At 63.3% G+C, this 21,976-nt stretch carries 23 protein-coding genes; 18 read left to right on the plus strand and 5 right to left on the minus strand.

All coding sequences use genetic code 11. The annotated features are described in order from the left end of the window. The first annotated feature begins 55 nt into the window (after positions 1-55). Positions 56-766 carry a type 1 glutamine amidotransferase gene (locus RA19_RS03855; RefSeq protein ID WP_039159718.1) on the plus strand — a complete coding sequence of 237 codons (711 nt, stop codon included), beginning with the start codon at positions 56-58 and terminating at the stop codon, positions 764-766. A 63-nt stretch (positions 767-829) separates the two neighbouring features. On the opposite strand, the gene RA19_RS03860 is transcribed toward RA19_RS03855, so the two are convergent. Both RA19_RS03860 and RA19_RS03865 read right to left on the minus strand, forming a co-directional pair. Beyond that, positions 830-1,480: a GntR family transcriptional regulator gene (locus RA19_RS03860; RefSeq protein ID WP_039159719.1), complete on the minus strand. Its 651-nt coding sequence runs from the start codon at positions 1,478-1,480 to the stop codon at positions 830-832. A gap of 165 nt (positions 1,481-1,645) precedes the next feature. Then, positions 1,646-3,274 carry a sulfatase-like hydrolase/transferase gene (locus RA19_RS03865; RefSeq protein ID WP_039159720.1) on the minus strand — a complete coding sequence of 543 codons (1,629 nt, stop codon included), beginning with the start codon at positions 3,272-3,274 and terminating at the stop codon, positions 1,646-1,648. Positions 3,275-3,331: 57 nt separating this feature from the next. On the opposite strand from RA19_RS03865, the gene RA19_RS03870 reads away from it, so the two are divergent. Then, positions 3,332-3,934 (plus strand): GNAT family N-acetyltransferase, encoded by a 603-nt coding sequence (locus tag RA19_RS03870; protein WP_342586040.1) that lies wholly within the window; start codon positions 3,332-3,334, stop codon positions 3,932-3,934. 168 nt (positions 3,935-4,102) lie between these two features. Here the strand turns inward: RA19_RS03870 and RA19_RS03875 are convergent, their stop codons facing one another. Genes RA19_RS03875 through RA19_RS03885 form a run of 3 tightly spaced genes read right to left on the minus strand, consistent with a single transcriptional unit; the run spans position 4,103 to position 9,493 of the window. Continuing rightward, on the minus strand, positions 4,103-6,082 hold the full coding sequence (locus RA19_RS03875) for an acetyl/propionyl/methylcrotonyl-CoA carboxylase subunit alpha (RefSeq protein WP_039160233.1): 1,980 nt from the start codon (positions 6,080-6,082) through the stop codon (positions 4,103-4,105). An 11-nt stretch (positions 6,083-6,093) separates the two neighbouring features. Continuing rightward, the gene (locus tag RA19_RS03880; RefSeq protein WP_275041710.1) at positions 6,094-7,653 is read right to left on the minus strand and encodes an acyl-CoA carboxylase subunit beta; all 1,560 of its coding nucleotides are present in this window, start codon (positions 7,651-7,653) and stop codon (positions 6,094-6,096) included. Positions 7,654-7,696: 43 nt separating this feature from the next. Further along, on the minus strand, positions 7,697-9,493 hold the full coding sequence (locus RA19_RS03885) for an acyclic terpene utilization AtuA family protein (protein WP_039159723.1): 1,797 nt from the start codon (positions 9,491-9,493) through the stop codon (positions 7,697-7,699). A 278-nt stretch (positions 9,494-9,771) separates the two neighbouring features. Between RA19_RS03885 and pcaF the strand changes: the two genes are divergently transcribed. The 16 genes from pcaF (at position 9,772) to RA19_RS03970 (ending at position 21,972) form a co-directional block, all read left to right on the plus strand. Beyond that, on the plus strand, positions 9,772-10,974 hold the full coding sequence (gene pcaF, locus RA19_RS03890) for a 3-oxoadipyl-CoA thiolase (RefSeq protein WP_039159724.1): 1,203 nt from the start codon (positions 9,772-9,774) through the stop codon (positions 10,972-10,974). 23 nt (positions 10,975-10,997) lie between these two features. Beyond that, positions 10,998-11,975, plus strand: coding sequence for a 1,2-phenylacetyl-CoA epoxidase subunit PaaA (paaA, locus tag RA19_RS03895; RefSeq protein WP_039159725.1), 978 nt, complete (start codon positions 10,998-11,000; stop codon positions 11,973-11,975). A gap of 57 nt (positions 11,976-12,032) precedes the next feature. Continuing rightward, positions 12,033-12,317, plus strand: coding sequence for a 1,2-phenylacetyl-CoA epoxidase subunit PaaB (paaB, locus tag RA19_RS03900; RefSeq protein ID WP_009809578.1), 285 nt, complete (start codon positions 12,033-12,035; stop codon positions 12,315-12,317). Beyond that, a complete protein-coding gene (gene paaC / locus RA19_RS03905; protein WP_039159726.1) occupies positions 12,317-13,078 on the plus strand; it encodes a 1,2-phenylacetyl-CoA epoxidase subunit PaaC in 762 nt (253 codons plus the stop codon). Before paaB ends, paaC begins: the two co-directional genes overlap by 1 nt. A gap of 99 nt (positions 13,079-13,177) precedes the next feature. Further along, the gene (paaD, locus tag RA19_RS03910; RefSeq protein ID WP_039159728.1) at positions 13,178-13,651 is read left to right on the plus strand and encodes a 1,2-phenylacetyl-CoA epoxidase subunit PaaD; all 474 of its coding nucleotides are present in this window, start codon (positions 13,178-13,180) and stop codon (positions 13,649-13,651) included. A 10-nt stretch (positions 13,652-13,661) separates the two neighbouring features. Beyond that, a complete protein-coding gene (gene paaE / locus RA19_RS03915; protein WP_039159729.1) occupies positions 13,662-14,735 on the plus strand; it encodes a 1,2-phenylacetyl-CoA epoxidase subunit PaaE in 1,074 nt (357 codons plus the stop codon). Between the two features lie 48 nt (positions 14,736-14,783). After that, positions 14,784-15,545: a Phenylacetic acid catabolic protein gene (locus RA19_RS03920; RefSeq protein WP_039159730.1), complete on the plus strand. Its 762-nt coding sequence runs from the start codon at positions 14,784-14,786 to the stop codon at positions 15,543-15,545. 203 nt (positions 15,546-15,748) lie between these two features. Continuing rightward, positions 15,749-16,243 carry a VOC family protein gene (locus tag RA19_RS03930; protein ID WP_039159733.1) on the plus strand — a complete coding sequence of 165 codons (495 nt, stop codon included), beginning with the start codon at positions 15,749-15,751 and terminating at the stop codon, positions 16,241-16,243. 222 nt (positions 16,244-16,465) lie between these two features. After that, positions 16,466-17,347, plus strand: coding sequence for a branched-chain amino acid aminotransferase (locus RA19_RS03935; RefSeq protein WP_039159735.1), 882 nt, complete (start codon positions 16,466-16,468; stop codon positions 17,345-17,347). 286 nt (positions 17,348-17,633) lie between these two features. Next, complete coding sequence (locus tag RA19_RS03940) at positions 17,634-18,089, plus strand: universal stress protein (protein WP_039159737.1); 456 nt, start codon at positions 17,634-17,636, stop codon at positions 18,087-18,089. 20 nt (positions 18,090-18,109) lie between these two features. Further along, a complete protein-coding gene (locus RA19_RS03945; protein ID WP_039159739.1) occupies positions 18,110-18,709 on the plus strand; it encodes a 2-hydroxychromene-2-carboxylate isomerase in 600 nt (199 codons plus the stop codon). 68 nt (positions 18,710-18,777) lie between these two features. Continuing rightward, a complete protein-coding gene (locus RA19_RS03950; protein ID WP_039159740.1) occupies positions 18,778-19,344 on the plus strand; it encodes a NifU family protein in 567 nt (188 codons plus the stop codon). Beyond that, positions 19,334-19,774 (plus strand): GFA family protein, encoded by a 441-nt coding sequence (locus RA19_RS03955; protein ID WP_039159742.1) that lies wholly within the window; start codon positions 19,334-19,336, stop codon positions 19,772-19,774. The genes RA19_RS03950 and RA19_RS03955 overlap by 11 nt, the downstream gene beginning before the upstream one ends. Before the next feature lie 2 nt (positions 19,775-19,776). After that, entirely contained in the window at positions 19,777-20,400 is a 624-nt protein-coding gene (gene tsaB, locus RA19_RS03960) for a tRNA (adenosine(37)-N6)-threonylcarbamoyltransferase complex dimerization subunit type 1 TsaB (protein ID WP_052261633.1), read from the plus strand. Next, positions 20,393-20,818, plus strand: coding sequence for a GNAT family N-acetyltransferase (locus RA19_RS03965; RefSeq protein WP_039159744.1), 426 nt, complete (start codon positions 20,393-20,395; stop codon positions 20,816-20,818). Before tsaB ends, RA19_RS03965 begins: the two co-directional genes overlap by 8 nt. A 155-nt stretch (positions 20,819-20,973) precedes the next feature. Next, complete coding sequence (locus RA19_RS03970; protein ID WP_039160241.1) at positions 20,974-21,972, plus strand: BMP family lipoprotein; 999 nt, start codon at positions 20,974-20,976, stop codon at positions 21,970-21,972. The last annotated feature ends 4 nt before the right edge of the window (positions 21,973-21,976 follow it).

A 21,976-nucleotide genomic window follows, 5' to 3' on the forward strand; every position in this document is an offset into this window, starting at 1 on the left:
AATGTATATTAATGAGCATCATAAATATGTAAATGAAAATCTTGCGAGCGTTCTCATGCACTTGGCCATCCTGATGACCAACACCGACGAAAGTGAATTCGCCCAAAGGCACCCAAAGGACGGGGAGAAATTCACTGATTTGATTCTGATGGCCCGCCCGGAGTGGCGCACCACGGCCTTTTCCGTAAAGGACGGGGAGTTCCCGCAGGATCTGTCTGCATTCGACGGTGCGATGATCACCGGCAGCCCTGCTTCAGTCCGCTCCGGAGCCCCCTGGATCGCGCAGCTGCTGGACCTGATCCGCAACGCCCATGCCCGGCAATTCCCGCTGTTTGGCGCCTGCTTTGGTCATCAGGCGATCGCCTTGGCTTTGGGCGGCACCCTGGATCACAATCCCGGCGGCTGGGTGCATGGGCTGACCCGCAACCGCTTGCTGGCTCGGCCAGAGTGGGCCGCCGCGCTGCCGGATGAGATGAAACTCTACGGTTCGCACTGTGAATACGTCAGCATCCTGCCGCCAGGCGCCGCACCGCTTGCAGAGAGCAACGGCATGAATTCGGGCTGCACGCTGGGCAGACACATCTTCACAACGCAGCACCACCCGGAGATGTCGCATGGCTTCATTGCCGCGCTGACCGAAGAAATGCAGGAAACGATCGGCTCCGGCGCACACGCCCGTGCAATGGCCAGCCTGGCAGAACACTCTGACCAGCAGGCCTTTGCGGAAAGCCTGGCCCGTTTCTTCGAACAAGCCGCCCGTCCCTAACGCCGCTGCTTCTTTCTGGTCTTAAATACCCTCGCCGAAGGCCCGGAGCCGCAAGGCTCCGGTTTATCCCAGTGCTGCCAGCAGATCCATCACAGTGACCTGATCGAACTGCACATGCGAGATCATGGCCGCCTCTGCGCCCTCCCGGTCGTGAGCAAAAATCAATTGCGCAATTTCCCGGTGCTCTTTGGCTGATTGTGCGATGGCACCAGGGTAACGGTAGCGCGCCCGGTAATAGGCCATCAGCTTACGCGCGTTGGTCTTGATCATCTCGACCAGAAACGGGTTTCCGGACCCTTCCGCGACACAAGCATGGAAACGCAAGTTCAGCTGATAGTAACCAGCCGGATCGCTATCTCCTTTTTCCGCCGCGTGTTTTTCACAGGCAGCCACCGCCGCCTCCAGTTCCGTGGCCTGCGCCGGGGACAACCGCCGGGCCGCCAGTGCCGCAGCCTGCCCTTCCAGCCGGGCATGCACTTCAAGGATGGCCAGGAATTCCTCCAGCGTCGGCTTGAACAGCACCGCTCCTTTGCGCGGCAGCCGCTTGATCAGACCAATCGCTTCCAGTTGGATAAACGCCTCGCGCACCGGCGTGCGGGACACCCCGTGACGCTCCACCAGCTCGCTTTCCTCCAGCGGCGCGCCGGGCACAAGCCGGCCCGCTTCGATATCGCCCAGGATCGCGTTCAGAACCTGTTCCGTCTGCCCCGCCATTGCGCTGCCTCAACTCCTTGCCGCCAGCCTATGCAGCTGCCGCTCCCATAGCAATGCGCAGCTGCTGCGGGCAACAGTTATCCCTGTCAGCCGTCTCCCAAACGATCCGTTATGCATCTGGCCGGAAATATCCCGGGGTCCGGGGCAGCGCCCCGCTCCTGAACTTCAGCCTTGCGGCACCGGACCCCGGTATTTTGCCGTCAGCTCCGGATCGAGCTCTTCTGCCTCGTAGACACCAAGCAGAATACCCTTGCGCCCGGATTTGCCGCGGCGCGCCTTGATCTGCGCATCTGAAAGGGTAGTCCGCTGCGACATCCGCAGGCCCCACTCCAGCAGCCGGTCATACATCAAATCAATGATTTCCTGATGCTCTTCGCCTTTGGCCAGGTCCATCAGCTCATCCGGATCGTTCTCCAGATCAAACAGCATCGGCCGCAGCCCGCCTTCGGCATGCATAAACTTCCAGCGTGTGTCCGTCACCATGAACAGCCGCGCGTCCTTCGGCTCCAGCCCGAGCTTCTCGCACAGCGGCATGGTGGAATAGTCGAACTCGGCAATCGCATAGTCCCGCCAGTCCGGGCTTTCCCCGCGCAGGAAAGGCATCAGCGAGCGTCCCTCCAGGATATGCGGCGCCGACTCGCCGCCTGCGGCCTCAAGAAACGTCGGCAGCAGATCGATCGCTTCCACAAGCTCGTCGCAGATTGTACCGCGGGTGCTGTCAGCTTCGGTGCGCGGGTCATAGATGATCAACGGCACTTTGATCGACGGCTCGTGGAACAGGTTTTTCTCTCCCAGCCAATGATCGCCCAAATAGTCGCCATGATCAGAGGTCACCACAACCATCGTGTCCTGCATCCGGCCTGTTTCTTCCAGCCAGTTGAACAGCCGCCCCATCTGGTCATCGGCCTGCTTGATCAGCCCCATGTAGGCCGGGATCACTTTGTCCCGCACATCATCGCGGCTGAAGGTCTTGCCGATCTGGTTATTCATCATGCCCTGAAACACCGGATGCGCTTCCACGCGCTCGGCCTCTGAACGCACCACCGGCAGCACATGCTCCGGCCCGTACATATCGTGATATGGGGCTGGCACGATGTACGGCCAATGCGGCTTGATATAGCTGAGATGCGCGCACCAGGGGCCTTCGGCCTGTTCGATGAACCCCATCGCCTGGCTTGTGAGCCAAGGGGTTTCGCTGTCCTCTTCAGAGATGTTTGCCGGCTTGTCCGCATTGACCATAAACCAGCCGGACGCGATATCGCCGCCCTCGGCCGCGGCGTTGGCAAAATCGTTCCAGGGGTTTTCGCCGGGATAGCCTTTGGCTTTCAGGTATTCATTGTAGGGGCTGCGTTTGCTGTCATAAAATCCATCCGGCCCTTCCGCCCACAGCCCGTCATCGCGCACCCAGGGATCAAAGCCGCACTCCGACTGCCGCACCCCGATCACGCTGTCGGGCGCCAGGCCCAGCCGCTCCATGCCGTCCGCGTCCGCCACCATGTGGGTCTTGCCGATCAAGTGGCAGCCCATTCCCGCCCTGCGCAGGTGATCGCCCATGGTCCACTCACCGACGCGCAGCGGATAGCTGTTGAACTGCACCCCGTGGCTGGAGGGGTAACGGCCGGTGTAGCTGGACATGCGCGACGATCCGCAGGTGGGCGATTGCACATAGGCCCGGGTAAAGCGCACCCCCTTGGCCGCCAGCGCATCGATATGCGGCGTGTGCAGATGCGGATGGCCTGCGCAGCTTAGATAGTCGAACCGCAGCTGGTCGAACATGATGTAGAGAATGTTCATTGGCGCCTCCCTGTCCAAGCCGATGCATTAATAAACAAGTGAAGCAATTTTGGCGAGATGTTATTGCTGACCTCCCAATCTCTCTGGCAGAAAGATAGCATTCGCCTTTCCAGCCGCCAGTTGCCAGCATGCCCTCATTTACCTCATCAAACGAAATCCGTCCTGCTCAAGGTGCGGATTGCTCCAGCCTCGCAGCCTTGTCGATTGAGGTTTGGCTATCCACTTATCTGCGCGAGGGTGTCAGCCGGTTTTTTTGCAGATTATGTGCTCAGCCGTTTTACTCCTGAGCATTTTGAGGACGCTTTGAACAACCCGGCAGAGCGGCTGCTGGTTTCGCAAAACCAAACCGGTATAGATGGCTACATCCGCATTGCCAATGGCAGGCCCAGCCCCGCAGGCGGAGCTTCGGAAACCGAGATCTCTACGCTCTATGTTCAGCCCCGCCACCACGGCAAAGGCATCGGGCGGAACCTCCTGGTTTCCGGGCTGCGGCTTTGCCGGTCCAACGGATGGGACGCGCCCTGGCTCACGACCAACTCGGAGAACACCGGCGCCATTGCATTCTATTGCCGCAACGGGTTCGAGAAGGCAGGGCTTACCAGTTTCAGGATACAAGACGCCCAGTATCCGAACGATGTCCTTCAATACCGGGGGAGCTGACATTCAGCGCGCGCAGTAAAGAAAACAGAGCGCTCCCGCCCGTCGCAGGCCTTTCTGGCGAAAGACCTCCTCCCGTTGGGCCTGGCGCCGCGCGAAGCGCGGCGCCAGGCCCAACGGGAGCGGGGCATTTTCAATGCACCAGCGACGGACGGGAGTGCTTTCCGGGTTTCAACCCGGCGGCTCGAAATCCCTCTCGGCGGTCTCAAGAAGCAAATCTCCCGCCACGACTTGAACACCTTCCTGCACTGCAATTTTCATGACCGTGCCCGCAGCCGCAGCCCGGATTTCATGCTGCATCTTCATCGCTTCCAGCACCGCAAGCCGGCTGCCCGCAGCGACGTCTTCTCCTTCAGTCACGCAGATTTCCAGCAATTTCCCATGCATCGGCGCAGTGACCCGGACGGGCCCGCCCTCTGCGTGAACCGCCCTCCCGGCCGCTTCGAGCGTCAGGCTGAAAAGCCGTTTGCGGGTGGCTGCGTACAGCCTGCGTCCTTGCATCAGCCAGGCACGCAGCCCGGCCCGCGCGCCATCCACCATCCACTCTGTACCCGTCACCGCCGCAACATGCCGGGCATCTGCAACAGCAACCGTCAACCCCGCATCCGTTTCGCGGACCTGCACAGTGCCGCTGCCGTCATCCCAGGCCAGGCGGAACCTGGCTTGCGCCACTCCTCTGCCGGGCCACCCCAGCAACTCCTGTGAAATCCCGCCTGCCTTCGCCGCAAACCGCTGCTGCTGCGCCCGGTACAGAAGCGCCGCCGCCAGCGCGATCTCGCGACTGTCCAGCGGCCGGGCTTCTGCGTTCAGGCTATGGCTGGCAATGAAATCCGTTGCCGCATTCCCTGCAGAGAATTCCGGATGATCCATTACCTGCAGCAGGAAATCGCGGTTGCAGGCCAGCCCGAACAGCACCGTTTCCTGCAGCGCAGCACGCAACCGCAGACGCGCTTCCTCCCGGGTACGGCCGTGTGCAGTCACCTTGGCTAGCAGCGGGTCGTAAAAGGAGGAAACCTCCTGCCCAGCAGCAATTCCGCTGTCCACCCGGATCCCGGCACCCGCCGGCGGCTGCCAATCTGCAATCCGCCCCGCCTGCGGCAAAAACCCCTGTGCCGGATCCTCGGCGTAAAGCCGCGCCTCGATGGCGTGGCCGGAGATCTGCACATCCTCCTGCGTCAGCCCCAAAGCCTCACCCCGCGCTACCCGGATCTGCATCTCCACCAGGTCCAACCCTGTGATCATCTCTGTAACCGGATGCTCAACTTGCAGACGGGTATTCATCTCAAGGAAGAAATAGTCCCCCATTTCATCAAGCAGAAACTCTACCGTGCCGGCGCCCTGGTAACCGATCGCCTGCGCCGCTGCCACGGCGGCCGCCCCCATCCGTGCCCGCAGATCCGCATCAACCGCCGGGCCCGGGGCTTCTTCCACCACCTTCTGATGGCGGCGCTGGACCGAACAATCCCGCTCGCCCAGATGGATCACCGAACCCTGCGTATCGCCAAAGATCTGAACCTCGACATGCCGCGGACGCGCGAGCGCGCGCTCAAGGATCACCTCATCCGAGCCAAAGGCGGCCAGCGCCTCACTGCGGGCCAGTTCCAGCGCGGTCCGGAATTCCTCCGCCGTCTCCACCAGCCGCATGCCCTTGCCGCCGCCGCCGGCCGCTGCCTTGATCATCACCGGAAAACCGATCCGCAGCGCCTCTCCTTTCAGCACATCCGCGCTCTGATCTGCGCCCTCGTAACCGGGCACGCAGCGCACCCCGGTTGCCGCCATCTTGCGCTTTGCGGCAGCCTTGTTTCCCATCAATGCGATCACGTCCGGCGGCGGCCCGATAAAAACCAGCCCAGCCTTTGCACAGGCACGGGCAAACGCTGCATTTTCCGAGAGAAAACCATAACCCGGGTGCACTGCGCCTGCGCCTGCATCCCGTGCCGCTTTGATAATTCTCTCGATTGACAGGTAACTTCCGGCCGCAGGCCCTTCACCAATGCGCACCGTATGGTCGGCAAAGGCAACATGCGGGCTGCAGGCATCGGCATCGCTGTAAACCGCCACGCATTTCAGCCCCATCGCCCGCGCAGTGCGCATCACCCGCAAGGCAATCTCGCCACGGTTGGCCACCAGGATTGTGTCAAAGCTTCCCACGCCCGCCCCCGTCAAATCCGTGCCACCCCAAAACTGTTCGGGCTGAGCTGCCGCGCCCGGGCCTCCAGGCAGGTCTGCAGGCAAAAGCCGATCACTTTGCGCGTTTCCCGCGGGTCGATCATTCCCATGTCAAGGCCCCGGCCGGAGGTGTAAAATGCGTCCGACTGCCCGTCGAAATGCGCGGCGATCCTGTTCCCCTGCGCCGCCAGTTGCGCCCCGTCCACTTCCCTGCCCTTGCGTTCGGCCGCGCGCCGGGCAACCTGCTCCATGGTCTGAGCTGCCTGCTGCCCGCCCATCACTCCTGTCATTGCATTGGGCCAGGTGAACAAGAAATCGGCCCCGAAGGCATAGCCGCACATTCCGTAATTCCCGGCCCCGAAACTGGCCCCGGTGTAGATCGAGATCTTCGGCACACGGATATTGGTCACCGCCTGGATCATTTTGGCGCCATGCTTGATCATACCCGCCCGCTCAGAGGCAGCGCCGACCATGTAGCCGGTGGTATTGTTCAGGAACACAACCGGCGTGCCAGCCTGATCCATCGCCTGCAGAAAATGCGTGGCCTTGGCAGCGCCATCCGGATCCAGCGGGCCGTTGTTGCCAAGAATTCCCACGGGCTGCCCCATGATCCGCGCATGCAGGCAAACCGTGGCAGCCCCGAAGCGCGGCTTGAACTCCCGCAGCTCCGAGCCGTCCGCGATCCGGGCCGCCACCTCCCGCATGTCATAGGGCTTGCGGTAGTCCACCGGCACCACTCCGGCAATCTCATTCGCGTCCAGCAGCGGAACCGCATACTCCGCCAAGGCCGGCGCACAAGGCCCCCAGCCGAACCCGGCCACCACTTCGCGGGCGATTTCGATAGCATGCGCATCATCTTCGGCCAGATATTCCACCAGGCCAGTGGCGGCCGCATGCATCTCGGCCCCGCCAAGATCGGCATCTTCCGACACCTCTCCGGTCGCGGCTTGCACCAAGGCTGCACCCGCCAGCATTGCCATGCCGTTGCCCTTCACCCCGATCACATAGTCTGAAAGCCCCGGCTGATACGCACCACCCGCAGTGGAGGCGCCATGCAAAACCGTGACTACCGGAATACCCGCTGCCGAAAGCCGCGCCAGCCCGGCAAACATGCCGCCGCCATGTGCCCATAGTTCTACCGTATAGCGCATCAAATCCGCGCCGGCGCTTTCCACCAGATGGATGAACGGCAGTTTCTGCTTTTCAGCGATGGCAATGGCGCCCAATGCCTTGTCTACGGATTTCTGCGTCATCGCACCGGCGTTGATGCCTGCATCATCGGCAAAGACCATCACCCGCGCGCCCTCCACGCAACCAATCCCGAGGATGATTGATGCGCCCGGCACGGAGGTCTCTGGGTCCGGATCATCCACCAGGTAGGAGGCCATGTTATAGAGCTCCAGAAACGGCAGCCCCGGGTCCAGCAAGGCCGAGACCCGCTCGCGTGGCGACAGCTGCCCGCGCTTGTCGAAGACCGGGCGGCGTTCTTCGGATTTGGCCGCGGCACGGGCTTCCAGAGTGCGCATCCGCTCCACCAGCGCCAGCATTTCCATGCGATTTTGCGCAAAAGTTTCGCTGCCGGGGCTGATCCTGGTGTCAAAGGCGCGCATCTTTTCCCTCTATCAATTCTGCATCCACCCGCACCGGCGCCGCCAGCAGCAGCTGTGCATAGCCCTTGGCTTGCGGATCATTGCGCAAGGAAGAGGTGCCGCCGCCGCCCAGCGCTCCGTGCAGCAGGATGTTCAACGAATGGCTGCCTGGCAGGTAGAACCGCTCGAAATGTCCTTGCCAGAAATGGCCGAACACACTGCGCAAATGCGCCTCGTCCAGCGCCGCCCAGATCCAGGGCATGGCCTCCGGCCGCCGGGCAATCACGCCGATATTGGCATTGTCGCCTTTGTCGCCGCTGCGGGCCCAGGCGAGGCGGACCAGCGGCACTTCAACCGTCCCCTTTACCGACGGCAAGGCCGGGGGTGCAGGCAGCTCCAGATTGCGCACAGGCACTCTGCCTGCGGGCTCAATGGCGACCTCCCCCGCTTCATCGCGAACAGTGACTGCCAGCTGGGTCTTGGGCATCAGACAGGAAAACAGCGCCAGAACTGGCGAAGGCTTGGGCCGGGCACCTGCAAAACCGCTAAGGCCCGGCGGCGCCGACAGCCCCAGACCAACGGCTTCTTTCAAGAACAGCCCAACAGCGCCGGCATCCGGGTGGCGCACAGCGATTTTGGCCGCCACTTCCCTGGCAGCATTGCTTTGCCGCATTCTGCCAAACTGGCTTTCGGCCCCGATCAGTTCGACGCTTGCATCTGAGAAATCCGGTGCACCCATTGCTGCCAGCCCGGCCCGCGCCCGGCCCAGCGCCGCCTCAGAAAATGCCTTCGCCTTGGCCTCGGCCTCCAGCCCGTAGAAGGTGAAGTAATGCCCGGCGCGATAGCCATCGGCCCAAGTCACGCAGACCTTATAGCTCTCTGGCACGCCCAGCCCGCGGGCGCCTGAGACATGCACCCGGTCCGGAGCGGTCTCTGTCAGTTCTACACCGGAGAAATCGCAGACCACATCCGGCAGCAGATAAGCTTGCGGGTCGCCGATCTCGTAAAGCAACTGCTCTGCCACGGTCCCGCGCGTGACCAAGCCGCTGCTGGCCGCAGGCTTGGTCACGTCAAAAGCTCCGTCCGGCCGAATTTCAGCAATCGGATAGCCAATCCCAGCCATTCCTTCCGCCACCTCGTGCCAGTCGGTGAAATTGCCGCCGGTGGCCTGCGGTCCGCACTCCAGGATATGGCCCGCCAGGCTGCCGCCTGCCAGCTGATCCAGATCCGAAGCACTCCAGTCAAAGCGATGGATGCAGGCGCCCAAAGTCACCGCGCTGTCCACGCAGCGGCCCGTGATGACGATATCCGCGCCCCGGTCCAGCGCCGCGGCAATGGGAAAGGCGCCGAGATAGGCGTTGATGCTGGCAATCTTCTCCAGCGGCGGAAATGGCGCGCCCGAGAACATGTCAACCGGCGCGGCGGTCGCCAGTTCCTCTGCCCGGTCCAAAAAGTCATCGCCCTCCACCACCGCCACCTTTAGCAATAGCCCTTGCGCGGCGATTTCCCTCCGCAGAGCATCTGCACAGGCTTGCGGGTTCACGCCCCCCGCATTGGAAACCACCCGCACACCCTGCCCGGCGATCTCCGCCAGATTCGGCACCATCGCAGCCGTCACAAAATCCGTGGCATATCCCGCCTGCGGGTCCTTGGCCCGGGCGCGGGCCAGGATCGCCATGGTGATCTCGGCCAGGTAGTCGTAAACAAGGAAATCCAAGCCCCCCGCCGCCAGCAGCTGCGGCGTGGCCAGGGACGCGTCCCCCCAGAAGCCAGCGGCTCCGCCTATGCGCAGGACTTCGGCCATTGAACCTCCTTCCGGCTGCTGCTCCTCTATTGAATATAAGCCAACTCCGTGGATTGGCGCTTTCCGATGCCAATCGTGCCGCCCGCTCCGCAGCTCCGGCAACGCTGACCCGGCGTTTGCCACAGCAGAACGCAGCGTCGGCCCACGGAATACGTTACAAGTTTCTCGAGCAAGTTAAGTTTCAGTTACATTTAACTTGCCGCGAATCATCTTCCGGCGTATCACCGACCCAACGGTCGGCTTAAACTCCGCCGGCACCACAGGAGACGCGAACACCCATGGATGCTTTCATCTGCGATGCCACCCGCACCCCGATCGGCCGCTATGGCGGCGCGCTGAGCCAGGTGCGCACCGATGACCTGGCCTCTTTGCCGATTGCAGCGCTGGTTGAGCGTAACCCCGATGTGGACTGGGGCGCGCTGGATGACGTGATCCTGGGTGACGCCAACCAGGCCGGCGAAAGCAACCGCAACGTGGCCCGCATGGCGGCGCTGCTGGCAGGCCTGCCGACCTCTGTGCCCGGCACCACCATCAACCGTCTCTGCGCTTCCGGCATGGACGCGGTCGGAATGGCCTCGCGCGGGATCAAAGCGGGCGATTATGACATGGCCATCGCCGGCGGCGTCGAAAGCATGTCGCGGGCCCCGTTTGTGATGCCCAAGGCCGCCTCCGCCTTCACCCGCGCCAATGCGGTCTATGACACCACCATCGGCTGGCGCTTCGTGAATCCGAAGATGGAAAAGATGTACGGCACCGACTCGATGCCGCAGACCGCTGACAATGTCGCCGAGGACTATGGCGTCTCGCGCGCAGACCAGGACGCCTTTGCCGCCCGCAGCCAGGCCCGCTGGGCCGCCGCTCATGAGATGGGCCTGTTCAGTGACGAGATCACCCCGGTCACTATCCCCCAGCGCAAGGGCGACCCGCTGGTGGTGGACACCGACGAACACCCCCGCCCCGGCACCTCGGCTGAGAAGCTTTCGGGCCTGAAGGGCGTCAACGGTCCTGACAAGAGCGTAACCGCTGGCAATGCCTCCGGCGTCAACGACGGCGCTGCGGCGATCCTGATGGCCAATGAGGCTGCGACTGCGAAGAACGGATTGAAGCCCATGGCCCGCATCGTTGGCATGGCCGCCGCGGGGGTTGAGCCGCGCATCATGGGCATCGGCCCGGTGCCCGCCACCCGCAAGGTTCTGGCCCGCGCGGACCTCAGCATCGAACAGATGGACGTGATCGAGCTGAACGAGGCCTTCGCTTCCCAGGGCCTGGCCACCCTGCGCGAACTTGGCGTTCCGGACGATGCGCCCCATGTTAATCCCAACGGCGGTGCCATCGCACTGGGCCACCCGCTCGGCATGTCCGGAGCGCGGCTGGTGCTGACCGCTGCCTACCAATTGCAACGCACCGGCGGGCGCTATGCGCTCTGCACCATGTGCGTCGGCGTCGGACAGGGCACCGCCCTGATCCTCGAACGCATGTAACGAAGTTTACGGAGGGCCCAGACATGTATGCTCAGATGATCAAATCCGAAGCGACCCAGGACGATCCGGAAAAGCTGGCGGCCTTCCAGGCCCGCATCGACGCGGGCGAGAAGATCGAGCCCAAGGACTGGATGCCCGAAGGCTACCGCAAGACGCTGATCCGCCAGATCGGCCAGCATGCGCATTCGGAAATCGTCGGCCAGCTGCCCGAGGGCAACTGGATCACCCGCGCGCCGACGCTGGAGCGCAAGGCGATCCTGCTCGCCAAGGTGCAGGATGAGGCGGGCCACGGCCTCTATCTCTACTGCGCGGCGGAGACCCTGGGCGTTTCTCGTGACGAGATCACCGAAATGCTGCTCGACGGGCGTATGAAATACTCCTCGATCTTCAACTACCCGACGCTGAACTGGGCCGACATCGGCGCGGTGGGCTGGCTGGTCGATGGTGCGGCAATCATGAACCAAGTTCCACTGCAGCGGACCTCCTTCGGCCCCTACTCCCGCGCGATGATCCGCATCTGCAAGGAGGAAAGCTTCCACCAGCGCCAGGGCTATGACGCCATCCGCAAGATGGCTGAAGGCACGCCGGAGCAGAAGAAGATGGCCCAGGATGCGCTGAACCGCCTCTGGTACCCGTCTCTGATGATGTTCGGGCCGTCCGACAAGGACTCGGTCCATTCCGCCCAGTCGATGGCCTGGAAGATCAAGATGAACACCAACGACGAGCTGCGCCAGAAGTTCGTCGACCAGACCGTGCCGCAGGCCGAGTACCTTGGCCTCACCGTCCCCGACCCGGACCTGAAATGGAACGAGGAGCGCGGCCATTACGACTACACCGACCCGGACTGGTCCGAGTTTTTTGACGTGATTAAAGGCAACGGCCCCTGCAACGTCGACCGCCTCGCCGCCCGCAACAAGGCCTGGGACGACGGCAAATGGGTGCGTGACGGGCTGCTGGCCCATGCCAGGAAAAAGGCCGCGCGCAAGCACGCCGCCGAGTAAACCCAAGCTTTCCGGCGCCCCGCAGCGCGGCGCCCCCTTCAGCAAGGAGGAATGAACATGAAAAACGAATGGCCCCTCTGGGAAATCTTCATCCGCGGCCAGCATGGGATGAGCCACCGCCATGTGGGCTCCCTGCATGCGCCCGACGCCGAGATGGCAATCAAGAACGCCCGCGACGTCTACACCCGCCGCAACGAAGGCGTGTCGATCTGGGTGGTTGAGGCGAACCACATCGCCGCCTCCTCGCCCAGCGACAAGGGCCCGCTCTATGAGCCCAGCGAAAGCAAGGTCTACCGCCACCCGACCTTCTTCGACATCCCCGACGAAGTGGGGGCGATGTAATGACCCGCGAAGACGCATTCACCCAGTTCCTGCTGCAGATGGGCGACAACACCCTGATCCTGGGCCATAGGGTCAGCGAATGGTGCGGCCACGCGCCGGTGCTGGAAGAGGATATTGCGCTCGCCAACACCGCGCTGGACCTGATCGGCCAGACCCAGATGTGGCTGGGCCTTGCAGCCGAAGTGCAGGGCGACGGCAAAAGCGCCGACGACCTCGCCTTCCTGCGCGATGCCTGGGATTTCCGCAACGTGCTGCTGGTGGAGGTGCCCAACGAGGACTTCGGCCGCACCCTGATGCGCCAATTCCTGTTCGACGCCTGGCACTCGATCCAGCTGGGGCGGCTGATGAAGTCCTCCGACGAACGCGTCGCCGCGATTGCCGAAAAAGCATCTAAGGAAGTGGCCTATCACCTGGAACGCTCTGCTGACACAGTGGTGGGCCTGGGCGACGGCACCGAGGAAAGCCACCGCCGGATGCAAGAGGCGCTGGACTATCTGTGGCCCTATGCGGGCGAGATGTTCCAGTCCGACGAGGCCGACGCCGAAATGGTCAAGGCGGGCATCGCGCCCGACCCGGCCTCGCTGCGCGAGGAATACGACACGCTGGTCTCCCGGGTGCTGACGGAGGCCACGCTGACCATCCCGGAAAGCCGCTTTGCCCATAAGGGCGGGCGCACCGGCGCCATGCACACCGAGCACCTGGGCCATCTGCTGACCCAAATGCAATGGCTGCAGCGCGCCTACCCGGGCGCCAAGTGGTAACGCCACGGCCGATGAACTGAGTGCATCCCTGCGTCATGCGGGGGTGAGACCCGCTTCCCAGAGGGGAGACCGGGCGGACCAGCCAATGAGAGCAACCGCATGAGCCAAGTGACAACTCAGCCAAATGTGGACCAGATCTGGGACTGGCTCGACGCCGTGCCGGATCCGGAAATCCCGGTGATCTCGCTGGTGGATCTCGGCATCATCCGCGATGTGGCCTGGGAGGGCGGAACCCTGGTGGTCATCGTCACCCCGACTTACTCCGGCTGCCCGGCCACCTCTGTGATTGCCATGGACATCGAAACCGCTCTGCGGGACCGCGGGATCAGCGATCTGAAGCTGAAGACCCAGATCTCCCCCGCCTGGACCACCGACTGGCTGTCCCAAAAGGGCCGCGCCAAGCTGGAAGACTACGGGATCGCCCCGCCCCAGCCCGCAGGCGGCCCGGACAAATGCCCGCATTGCGGCAGCAAAGATGTCACCCGTGTGAGCCAGTTCGGCTCCACCCCCTGCAAGGCCCACTGGCGCTGCCAGGACTGCCTCGAACCCTTTGATTATTTCAAGTGCATCTGAGGAGACCCTGATGGCGCGCTTTCACGACCTTGAAGTCACCGACGTCCGCAAAACCATCCGCGATGCGGTGGTTGTCACCCTGAAACCGGTGAACGGCGCGGCTGAGGAATTCGATTTCACCCAGGGCCAGTACCTGACCTTCCGCCGCGATTTTGACGGCGAGGAATTGCGGCGAAGCTACTCGATCTGCGCCGGTACCGGCGAAGGCATCCTGCAGGTCGGTATCAAGCGCGTCGACGGCGGTGCTTTTTCCACTTGGGCCAATACCGAACTGAAAGCAGGAGACACCCTGCAAGCGATGCCGCCGATGGGCACGTTTTTCTCTCAGCTCGATACGGCGGCCGAGAAGCACTACCTGGGCTTTGCCGGCGGTTCGGGCATTACGCCTGTGCTCTCGATCCTCAAGACCACTCTGGCGGCGGAGCCGGACTCCTCCTTCACGCTGGTCTATGCCAACAAGGGCGTCAACACGATCATGTTCCGCGAGGAGCTGGAGGATCTGAAGAACCTCTATATGGGCCGTTTCAATGTGATCCATGTGCTGGAGAGCGACGCCCAGGAGATCGACCTGTTCACCGGCTTGGTCACCGAAGAAAAATGCGCCCAGCTGTTTGAACACTGGATTGATGCCGGCAGCGTCGACACCGCTTTCATCTGCGGCCCGGAGCCGATGATGCTGGGCATCGCCGCCGCGCTGCGCACCGCGGGCCTCGACGACAGCCAGATCAAATTCGAGCTGTTTGCCTCTGCCCAGCCCGGCCGTGCCAAGCGCAAAGCCGTGGCTTCCGATGCCGCCAGCAGCGCCAACCAGACCAAGGCGGCCATCACCCTGGATGGCGCCACTCAGACAATCGAGATGGGCAAGGACCTGACCATTCTCGACGCCGCGCTGGAAAACGCCATGGACGCGCCCTTTGCCTGCAAGGCCGGGGTCTGCTCCACATGCCGCTGCAAGGTTCTGGAAGGCGAAGTCGAAATGGTCGCCAACCACGCGCTCGAGGATTACGAGGTCGAGAAGGGCTATGTGCTGTCCTGCCAGGCCTATCCGGTCACCGACAACGTGGTGGTGGATTACGATCAGTAAGGACGTTTTTACGGCCGAGTTTCCAACGGATTTCAGGGAGGGCATGGCATGTCCGAAGAGATGAGCATCGAAAGCTACCTGGCCCAGGGCGGGGTTCTGTCCAACCCGATGAACGTGCCGCCGCGCTACCGCGCGGAACTGTTGAAAATGATGGCCACCTTTGTCGACAGCGAACTGGCCGGTGCCGCGGGTTTTGCCGATATCATTAACGAGGGGCCGGGTATCAAGTCGCGGATCGCCGCCGCCAAGATCGTGCTGGAGAAATCCGACAGCGCCGAAAAGGTGCTGCGCATCATGGGCGAGTTTGGCGCCGACACTGAACGGTATGCCGACCACCACCCCTGGACCGCCCGGCTGGAGCGCAATGCCGATATCGGCCAGAGCCGCAGCAAGCACGACATGCGGCTGGCAGTGTTCAACTACCCGCTGGAAGGCTGGGCGGATGCGGTGGTGATGAACCTCCTGATGGGCCGCGCAGTCGCCGTGCAGCTGGAGGAGCTCTCCCATGTCTCCTACCAGCCGCTGGCAGAAGCCTTCCGCGCCATCCTGCCGGTTGAGACCCGCCATGCGGAGCTGGCCGAAGAAGGTCTGATGCAGCTGGTGGAGGCGCAAGGTGCCGCAAGCCTGCAGGAGCTGGCAGGCTATTGGTGGCCGCGGGTGGCGGCGAGTTTCGGCCAGGAGGCCTCGGCAAAATTCGAAGGGCTGCAGGCGATGGGCCTGCGCCGCACGCCGAACACGGAGCTGAAGGCCCGCTGGCAGCATGAGGCTGCCGCGGTTCTGGCCAAGGCCGGAATGAAACCGGGCAGCTAGGGTCCGGCAGCGGGGCGCTCCCGCCCGGGCCCGCGCGCATCAAAGATGCGCTTGCCCGGTTGGGCCCGGCGCGCCTGGCGGCGCGCGGCCTTTGGCGCATCCGGACCGCCTGTGCAGCGGTACAGGGGATTGGTGCCGCGCTGCGGAATGGCGCCGGGACCGGGCAGCCGCCATATTGCCGGGACAGGCAATTGGAGGCTGCAATGAGCATTGGCACCGCAAAACTCCCAGCTGGCACCGGCATTGGCCATGTGCATCTGAAAGTGTCCGATCTGGAGCGCGCAATCGGGTTTTACAGCGGCGTGCTGGGGTTTGAGGTGACCCAGCGGCTGGGCAGCTCCGCTGCCTTTCTTTCGGCAGGCGGCTATCACCATCACATTGGCCTTAACACCTGGCAGTCCCGCGGCGGCCCTGCCCCGGCCCGCAACATGACCGGTCTGTTCCATACCGCAATCCTGCTGCCGGACCGCAAGAGCCTGGCGGCGGTGCTGCGGCGGGTGCTGGAGGCGGGTATCGAGCTGGAGGGGGCTGCCGATCACGGTGTCTCGGAGGCCATTTATCTGCGCGACCCGGATGGCAACGGGGTGGAGCTCTACCGCGACCGGCCGGAAGCGGACTGGCCGCGGGACAGCAAAGGCGGTCTGGACATGGGAACGGAAGCGCTGGATCTGAAGGCCTTGCTGGCGGAGGCTGAGTAGGTCAGCCCTGTTGTCCGAATATTTCCTGCGCGAAGCAATTGGGCAGAAATGCTGACCTTTAACACGCAGCGTCACCCCCTCAGCCTTACGGCCCCTACCCCTTGGGGAGAATGCTCTTTCTCCTGTGGCCTTCCACATCCGCTTGTCCCCGTGCAGGGAAAAGGTCTGGACGGCTGACCTTTCCCTACCTACCTTTGCCTCACGTAAACCGAGGGCAGAACAATGGCTGTTGGCATCACCATCAGGACCTATTTCAATAGCAGCTGGCACAACGGCGACTTGCCGGTATTGCGGGCGGCAGACCATGCGATGTGGCTCGGGTCCTCAGTGTTTGACGGCGCCCGCTTCTTTGAGGGGGTGACGCCGGATCTGGACCTGCATTGCGCCCGCACCAATGCCTCGGCCGAGGCTCTGATGATGGCGCCGACGCATTCGGTGGACCAGATGGTGGAACTAATCCGCGAGGGGCTGGAGGGTTTTCCCCCAGGCGCTGCGGTCTATATCCGGCCGATGTACTGGGCAGCTGACGGCGATGAAACGCTGATCGCCCCCAAGGCGGAGAGCACCCGGTTTGCGGTCAGCCTTGAGGAGATCCCGATGGCTCCGGCGGCTGCGGCAGCTACGCTGACCCGCACCCGTTTCCGCCGCCCGGTGCTGGAGACCGCGGTGGTGAATGCCAAGGCGGGCTGCCTCTATCCCAATAACGCCCGGATGCTGCGGGAGGCGCGCAGCAAAGGCTTCAGCAATGCGCTGGTGCTGGATGCAATGGGCAATGTGGCGGAAACGGCCACCACCAATGTCTTCATGGTACGCGGCGGCGAAGTGTTCACCCCCATCGCCAACGGCACCTTTCTGGCCGGAATCACCCGGGCCCGGCACATAAGCAATATGCGCCTAGATGGTATCAAAGTGCATGAATGCGTGCTGACCTACCAGGATTTTGAAGACGCGGACGAGGTCTTCCTGTCCGGCAATATGAGCAAGGTAACCCCCGTGACTGCCTTTGACACCACGCAGTACCAAGCCGGTCCCATCGCCAAGCGGGTGCGTGAGATGTACTGGGACTGGGCCGCAAGCGCACCTTGCCCTGGAGCACGGCCGTAACAAAAGCCTCCCGCCCGCTCCGCGCCATTTGAAAAATGGCGCCGTCCCGGTTGGGCGTGGCACCGTGCAAATGCACGGTGCAGCGCCGCGCCTGCGCGCGGCGCCTGGCCCAAGGCCGCCAAGGGTATTCCGGTGCAGCCGGGATATCCTGCGGGCGCGGGAGTGCCCTGTCTTGACCAGGCGTCTCCCCTAGGGCCAGTTTCGCCGATGCTGCGGCTGCATTGGCTCTATTGCCTGAACGCTCTGCATAGGCCATGATCCGCGGTGGAACAACGAGAGAGCGAAAATGCGCAAATTCCTTGTGGTACTGGACGATAGCCGAGAATGCTTGAACGCTATGCGCTTTGCCGCAATGCGGGCGGCACACACCGGCGGCGGCGTCACCATCCTGTCAGTGATCCCGCCTGACGAGTTCAACCACTGGATCGGCGTCGGCGAAGTGATGCGCGAAGAAGCGCGCGAGCGGATTCATGCGCATTTTGAGGTTTTTGCCAAATGGATGCGCGACCGCCAGGGCGTTGACCCCGAACTGGAGATCCGCGAAGGCGAAGCAGTGCCGGAAATACTGCAGTTCATCGAAAACGACCCGGAGATCGGCGTTCTAGTCCTGGGGGCCGGCACCGGGCGCAAGGGCCCGGGCCCGCTGGTTACCCAGCTGACCAAAACCTCCGGCGCCCTGCCAGTGCCGATGACCATCGTGCCGGGCGACCTCTCCAAGGAGAAACTCGAAGCGATCACCTGACCCGCGGAAAGGCGCAGCTCATGAGCCGTGAAATCACCTTCTGGTTCGAGTTCGCCTCCACCTATTCCTATCTCAGCGTCATGCGCATCGGCGCATTGGCCTCGGCGAATGGGATAAATGTGGTTTGGAAACCGTTTCTGCTTGGCCCGATCTTTGCAGCCCAAGGCTGGCACAGCTCTCCGTTTAACCTTTACCCTGCCAAAGGGCATTATATGTGGCGGGACATGGAGCGGCAGTGCGCCGCCCGGGGCCTGCCTTTCCGGCGCCCGGATGTGTTTCCCCAGAACGGGCTTGCAGCAGCGCGGCTGGCCCTGGCTGCAGATGGCCACGGCGGCACCGAAGACTTTGCAAAAGCCGTCTACACCGCTCTATTCCAGGACGGCGCAGACATTTCCGATGAGGAGGTGCTGCTGCAGTGCCTGCAGCAGGCCGGGCTGGACGGCAGCCTGATGGCGCAAGCCGGGTCGCCTGAGGTCAAAGCCGCGCTCAGGGCGCAAACGGAACAGGCCATCGCAGCCGGAATTTTCGGAGCGCCCAGCTTTACCTGCAGAGGGGAACTGTTCTGGGGCGATGACCGGCTGGAACAAGCTCTGGACCACGCTGCCGGGCCCGCAATTTAGAATAGTTCCAAATCTTGACTTAACGCAGCGCAGAGCGCATATCGGGGGCAGCTAAACGGAGGCCCGACATGTTCATTCAGACCGAATCCACGCCCAACCCGGCGACGCTGAAATTCCTGCCGGGCCAGACCGTTCTGGAGGTCGGCACTGCCGATTTCCCCAGCGCTGAGGCCGCAGGCAAATCACCGCTGGCGGCACGTATTTTTGCGGTTGAAGGCGTGACCGGCGTGTTCTTCGGCAATGACTTCGTGACCGTGACCAAGGCCGAAGGCGTCGAATGGGACCACATCAAGCCTGCGATCCTGGGCGCGGTGATGGAGCATTACCAGTCGGGTCAGCCGGTGATGGCGGACGGCTCTGCCGATCCTGCTTCGGGCCATGCCGAGCATTCGGGCGAAGACGCCGAGATCGTCAACCAGATCAAGGAGCTGCTGGACAGCCGGGTGCGCCCGGCGGTGGCGCAGGACGGCGGCGACATCACCTTCCATGGCTTTGACCGCGGCGTGGTCTACCTGCATATGCAGGGCGCCTGCGCAGGCTGCCCGTCGTCAACATTGACCCTGAAGATGGGGATCGAGAACCTGCTGCGCCACTACATCCCGGAAGTGACCGAGGTGCGCCCGGTTGCCGTCTAAGGCAGAGGCCCCCGTTACAGGCCGCTGTTACTGCGGCGCGGTGCGGCTGAGCTTCCGCGCGCGCCCGCAGACAGTGGCCTATTGCCATTGCAGCGACTGCCGCCGCTGGACCGGCGGACCAGTTGGCGCCTTTGCGGCTTTTGCCGAAGAGGATCTGACCGCGGAACCAGGGCTGGGCCCATCGTTCTCCAGCCGTCCCGGGGTCACCCGCTGGAACTGCCGGGACTGCGGCTCGCCGCTGGCGGCGCAGTTCGATTACCTGCCGGGGCAGACCTATGTGCCCATTGGCATTCTGGACCAGGCGGACGAACTGCCGCCGGAAATCCACTGCCACGAAGGCGCGCGGCTGCCCTGGCTGCATTTCACTGACACTCTGGAACGCGCAGACGGTTCAGGCCGTGCGGCGCTGAATACCAGCAGCAAGAGCTGACCATGCAAGACACCTCCCGCATTTCTGCAAACGGCGGCGCTCCGCTGGTTCTTGGGTTTGACACCTCGGCGGGCCATTGCGCGGCCGCGCTGCTGCGCGGAAACCGGGTGCTGGCGTCCAGGCTTGAGGAAATGACCCGCGGCCAAGCCGAACGGCTGATGCCGCTGCTGGAAGAGGTCCTGGCGGAGGGCGGCGCGGCCTGGGCGGATCTTGATGCCATCGGGGTTGGTATAGGCCCCGGAAACTTCACAGGCATCCGCATTGCGGTTTCCGCCGCGCGCGGGCTGGCGCTGGGACTGGACGTGCCTGCCGTAGGCGTCGACGGGTTCGAGGCACGGGCCGCGGAGACTGTGCTGCCGGCGGTGCCTGCACCGCGCGAACAGGTTTACGCCGCTTTGCCTGGGGAGGCACCGCGTCTGATGCCGCGCCAGGAGGCGGAAGACGCCGCCCGCGGTGCCGGGCTGGCGTTTACGCCCGAGGCCAGCCCCGCAGGGATCGCCGAAGCCATTGCGCTCATTGCCGCCGCCCGGTTTGAAACCGTGAGCGAGCCACCGGCTCCGTTATACTTGCGCGCAGCAGATGCGGCGCCCTCCAGCGATGTGCCGCCCGCGCTGATCGATGACTAATCCGCTTACCCCGGAACAGATGGCCGCTGCCCATGCCGCGGCTTTCACGCAGTCCCGCCCGTGGAGCGCGGATGAGTTCGCCTCCCTGCTGGAAAGCCCTCTGGCATTTGCTGCCGGAGACGCCCGCTGCTTTGCCTTGGTCCGGGTGATTGCGGATGAGGCGGAGCTGCTGACCATGGCCACCGATCCGGACCACCAGCAGCAGGGCCTGGCTCGCACCTGCATGGCTGCATGGGAATCGATTGCGCGGGAGCGCGGTGCCGCGGAAGCATTTCTGGAAGTGGCTGCAGACAACGCCCCGGCACAAGCACTCTACCGCACCTGCGGATTCGCGGAATGCGGGCGCCGGGCGGGATACTACCGCCGGGAAGGGGCAGAACCCGCCGATGCCGTGCTGATGAGAAAGGCATTACCCTAGGCCAGTTGCGCGCATTTCGCACCAATTGGTCAAAAAAGCGGTTGACCCTCTCCCCGCCCTGCAGGCTAAATTGCCGCACCCTCTATGGCCTGAACGGGGCCGGGCAGCGGAAAATCCCGCTGCATTCAACAAAAATGACAGTGGGAGTTAACCTGATGACCCTGATGAAATCGCTGATGGGCGCAGCCGCGTCGCTGGCCCTGACAGCAGGTGCTGCACTGGCCGAGCCCGCGCTGATCTTCGACCTGGGCGGCAAGTTCGACAAGAGCTTCAACGAGGCCGCGCACAACGGCGCCCAGCGCTGGGTCGAAGAGACCGGCGGCAGCTACCGCGAGATTGAACTGCAATCCGAAGCCCAGCGCGAACAGGCGCTGCGCCGCTTTGCCGAGGCCGGCTCCAACCCGATTGTCACCATGGGCTTTGCCATGGCCGACCCGCTCGGCCAGGTCGCAGCGGACTATCCGGACACCAAATTCGTCGCTGTTGACGTCACCTGGCTGGATGCCCCGAACGTGCGCCAGATCGGCTTTGCCGAGCATGAAGGCTCTTATCTGGTCGGCATGATGGCAGCGATGGCCTCCAAGTCGGACACCGTCGGCTTTATCGGCGGCATGGACATCCCGCTGATCCGTCATTTTGCCTGCGGCTACGCCCAGGGCGCTAAGGCAGTGAACCCGGACATCACCGTGGTCGCCAACATGACCGGCACCACCCCTGCCGCCTGGAACGATCCGGTGAAAGGCTCCGAGCTGACCAAATCGCAGATCAGCCAGGGCGCGGATGTGATCTATGCGGCCGCTGGCGGCACTGGCGTCGGCGTGCTGCAGACCGCAGCTGACGAAGGCATCCTGTCGATCGGCGTGGACAGCAACCAGAACCACCTGCACCCGGGCAAGGTGCTGACCTCGATGCTGAAACGTGTCGACGTGGCCGTCTACGAAGCCATGAAAGCGGGTGAGAACCTGGAAACCGGCGTGTTCTCCATGGGTCTGGCCGAGGAAGGCGTCGGCTATGCGCTGGATGACAACAACGCCCCGCTGGTTTCGGACGAGATGAAAGCGGCAGTCGATGCAGCCCGCGAAAAAATCATCGCAGGCGAAGTGAGCGTGGCCAGCTATTATGAAAACGACAGCTGCCCGGCGCTGAGCTTCTAAGAGA

Origin of the sequence: Leisingera sp. ANG-M1, assembly GCF_000813745.1 — a bacterium.
Classification (GTDB): Bacteria; Pseudomonadota; Alphaproteobacteria; order Rhodobacterales; family Rhodobacteraceae; genus Leisingera.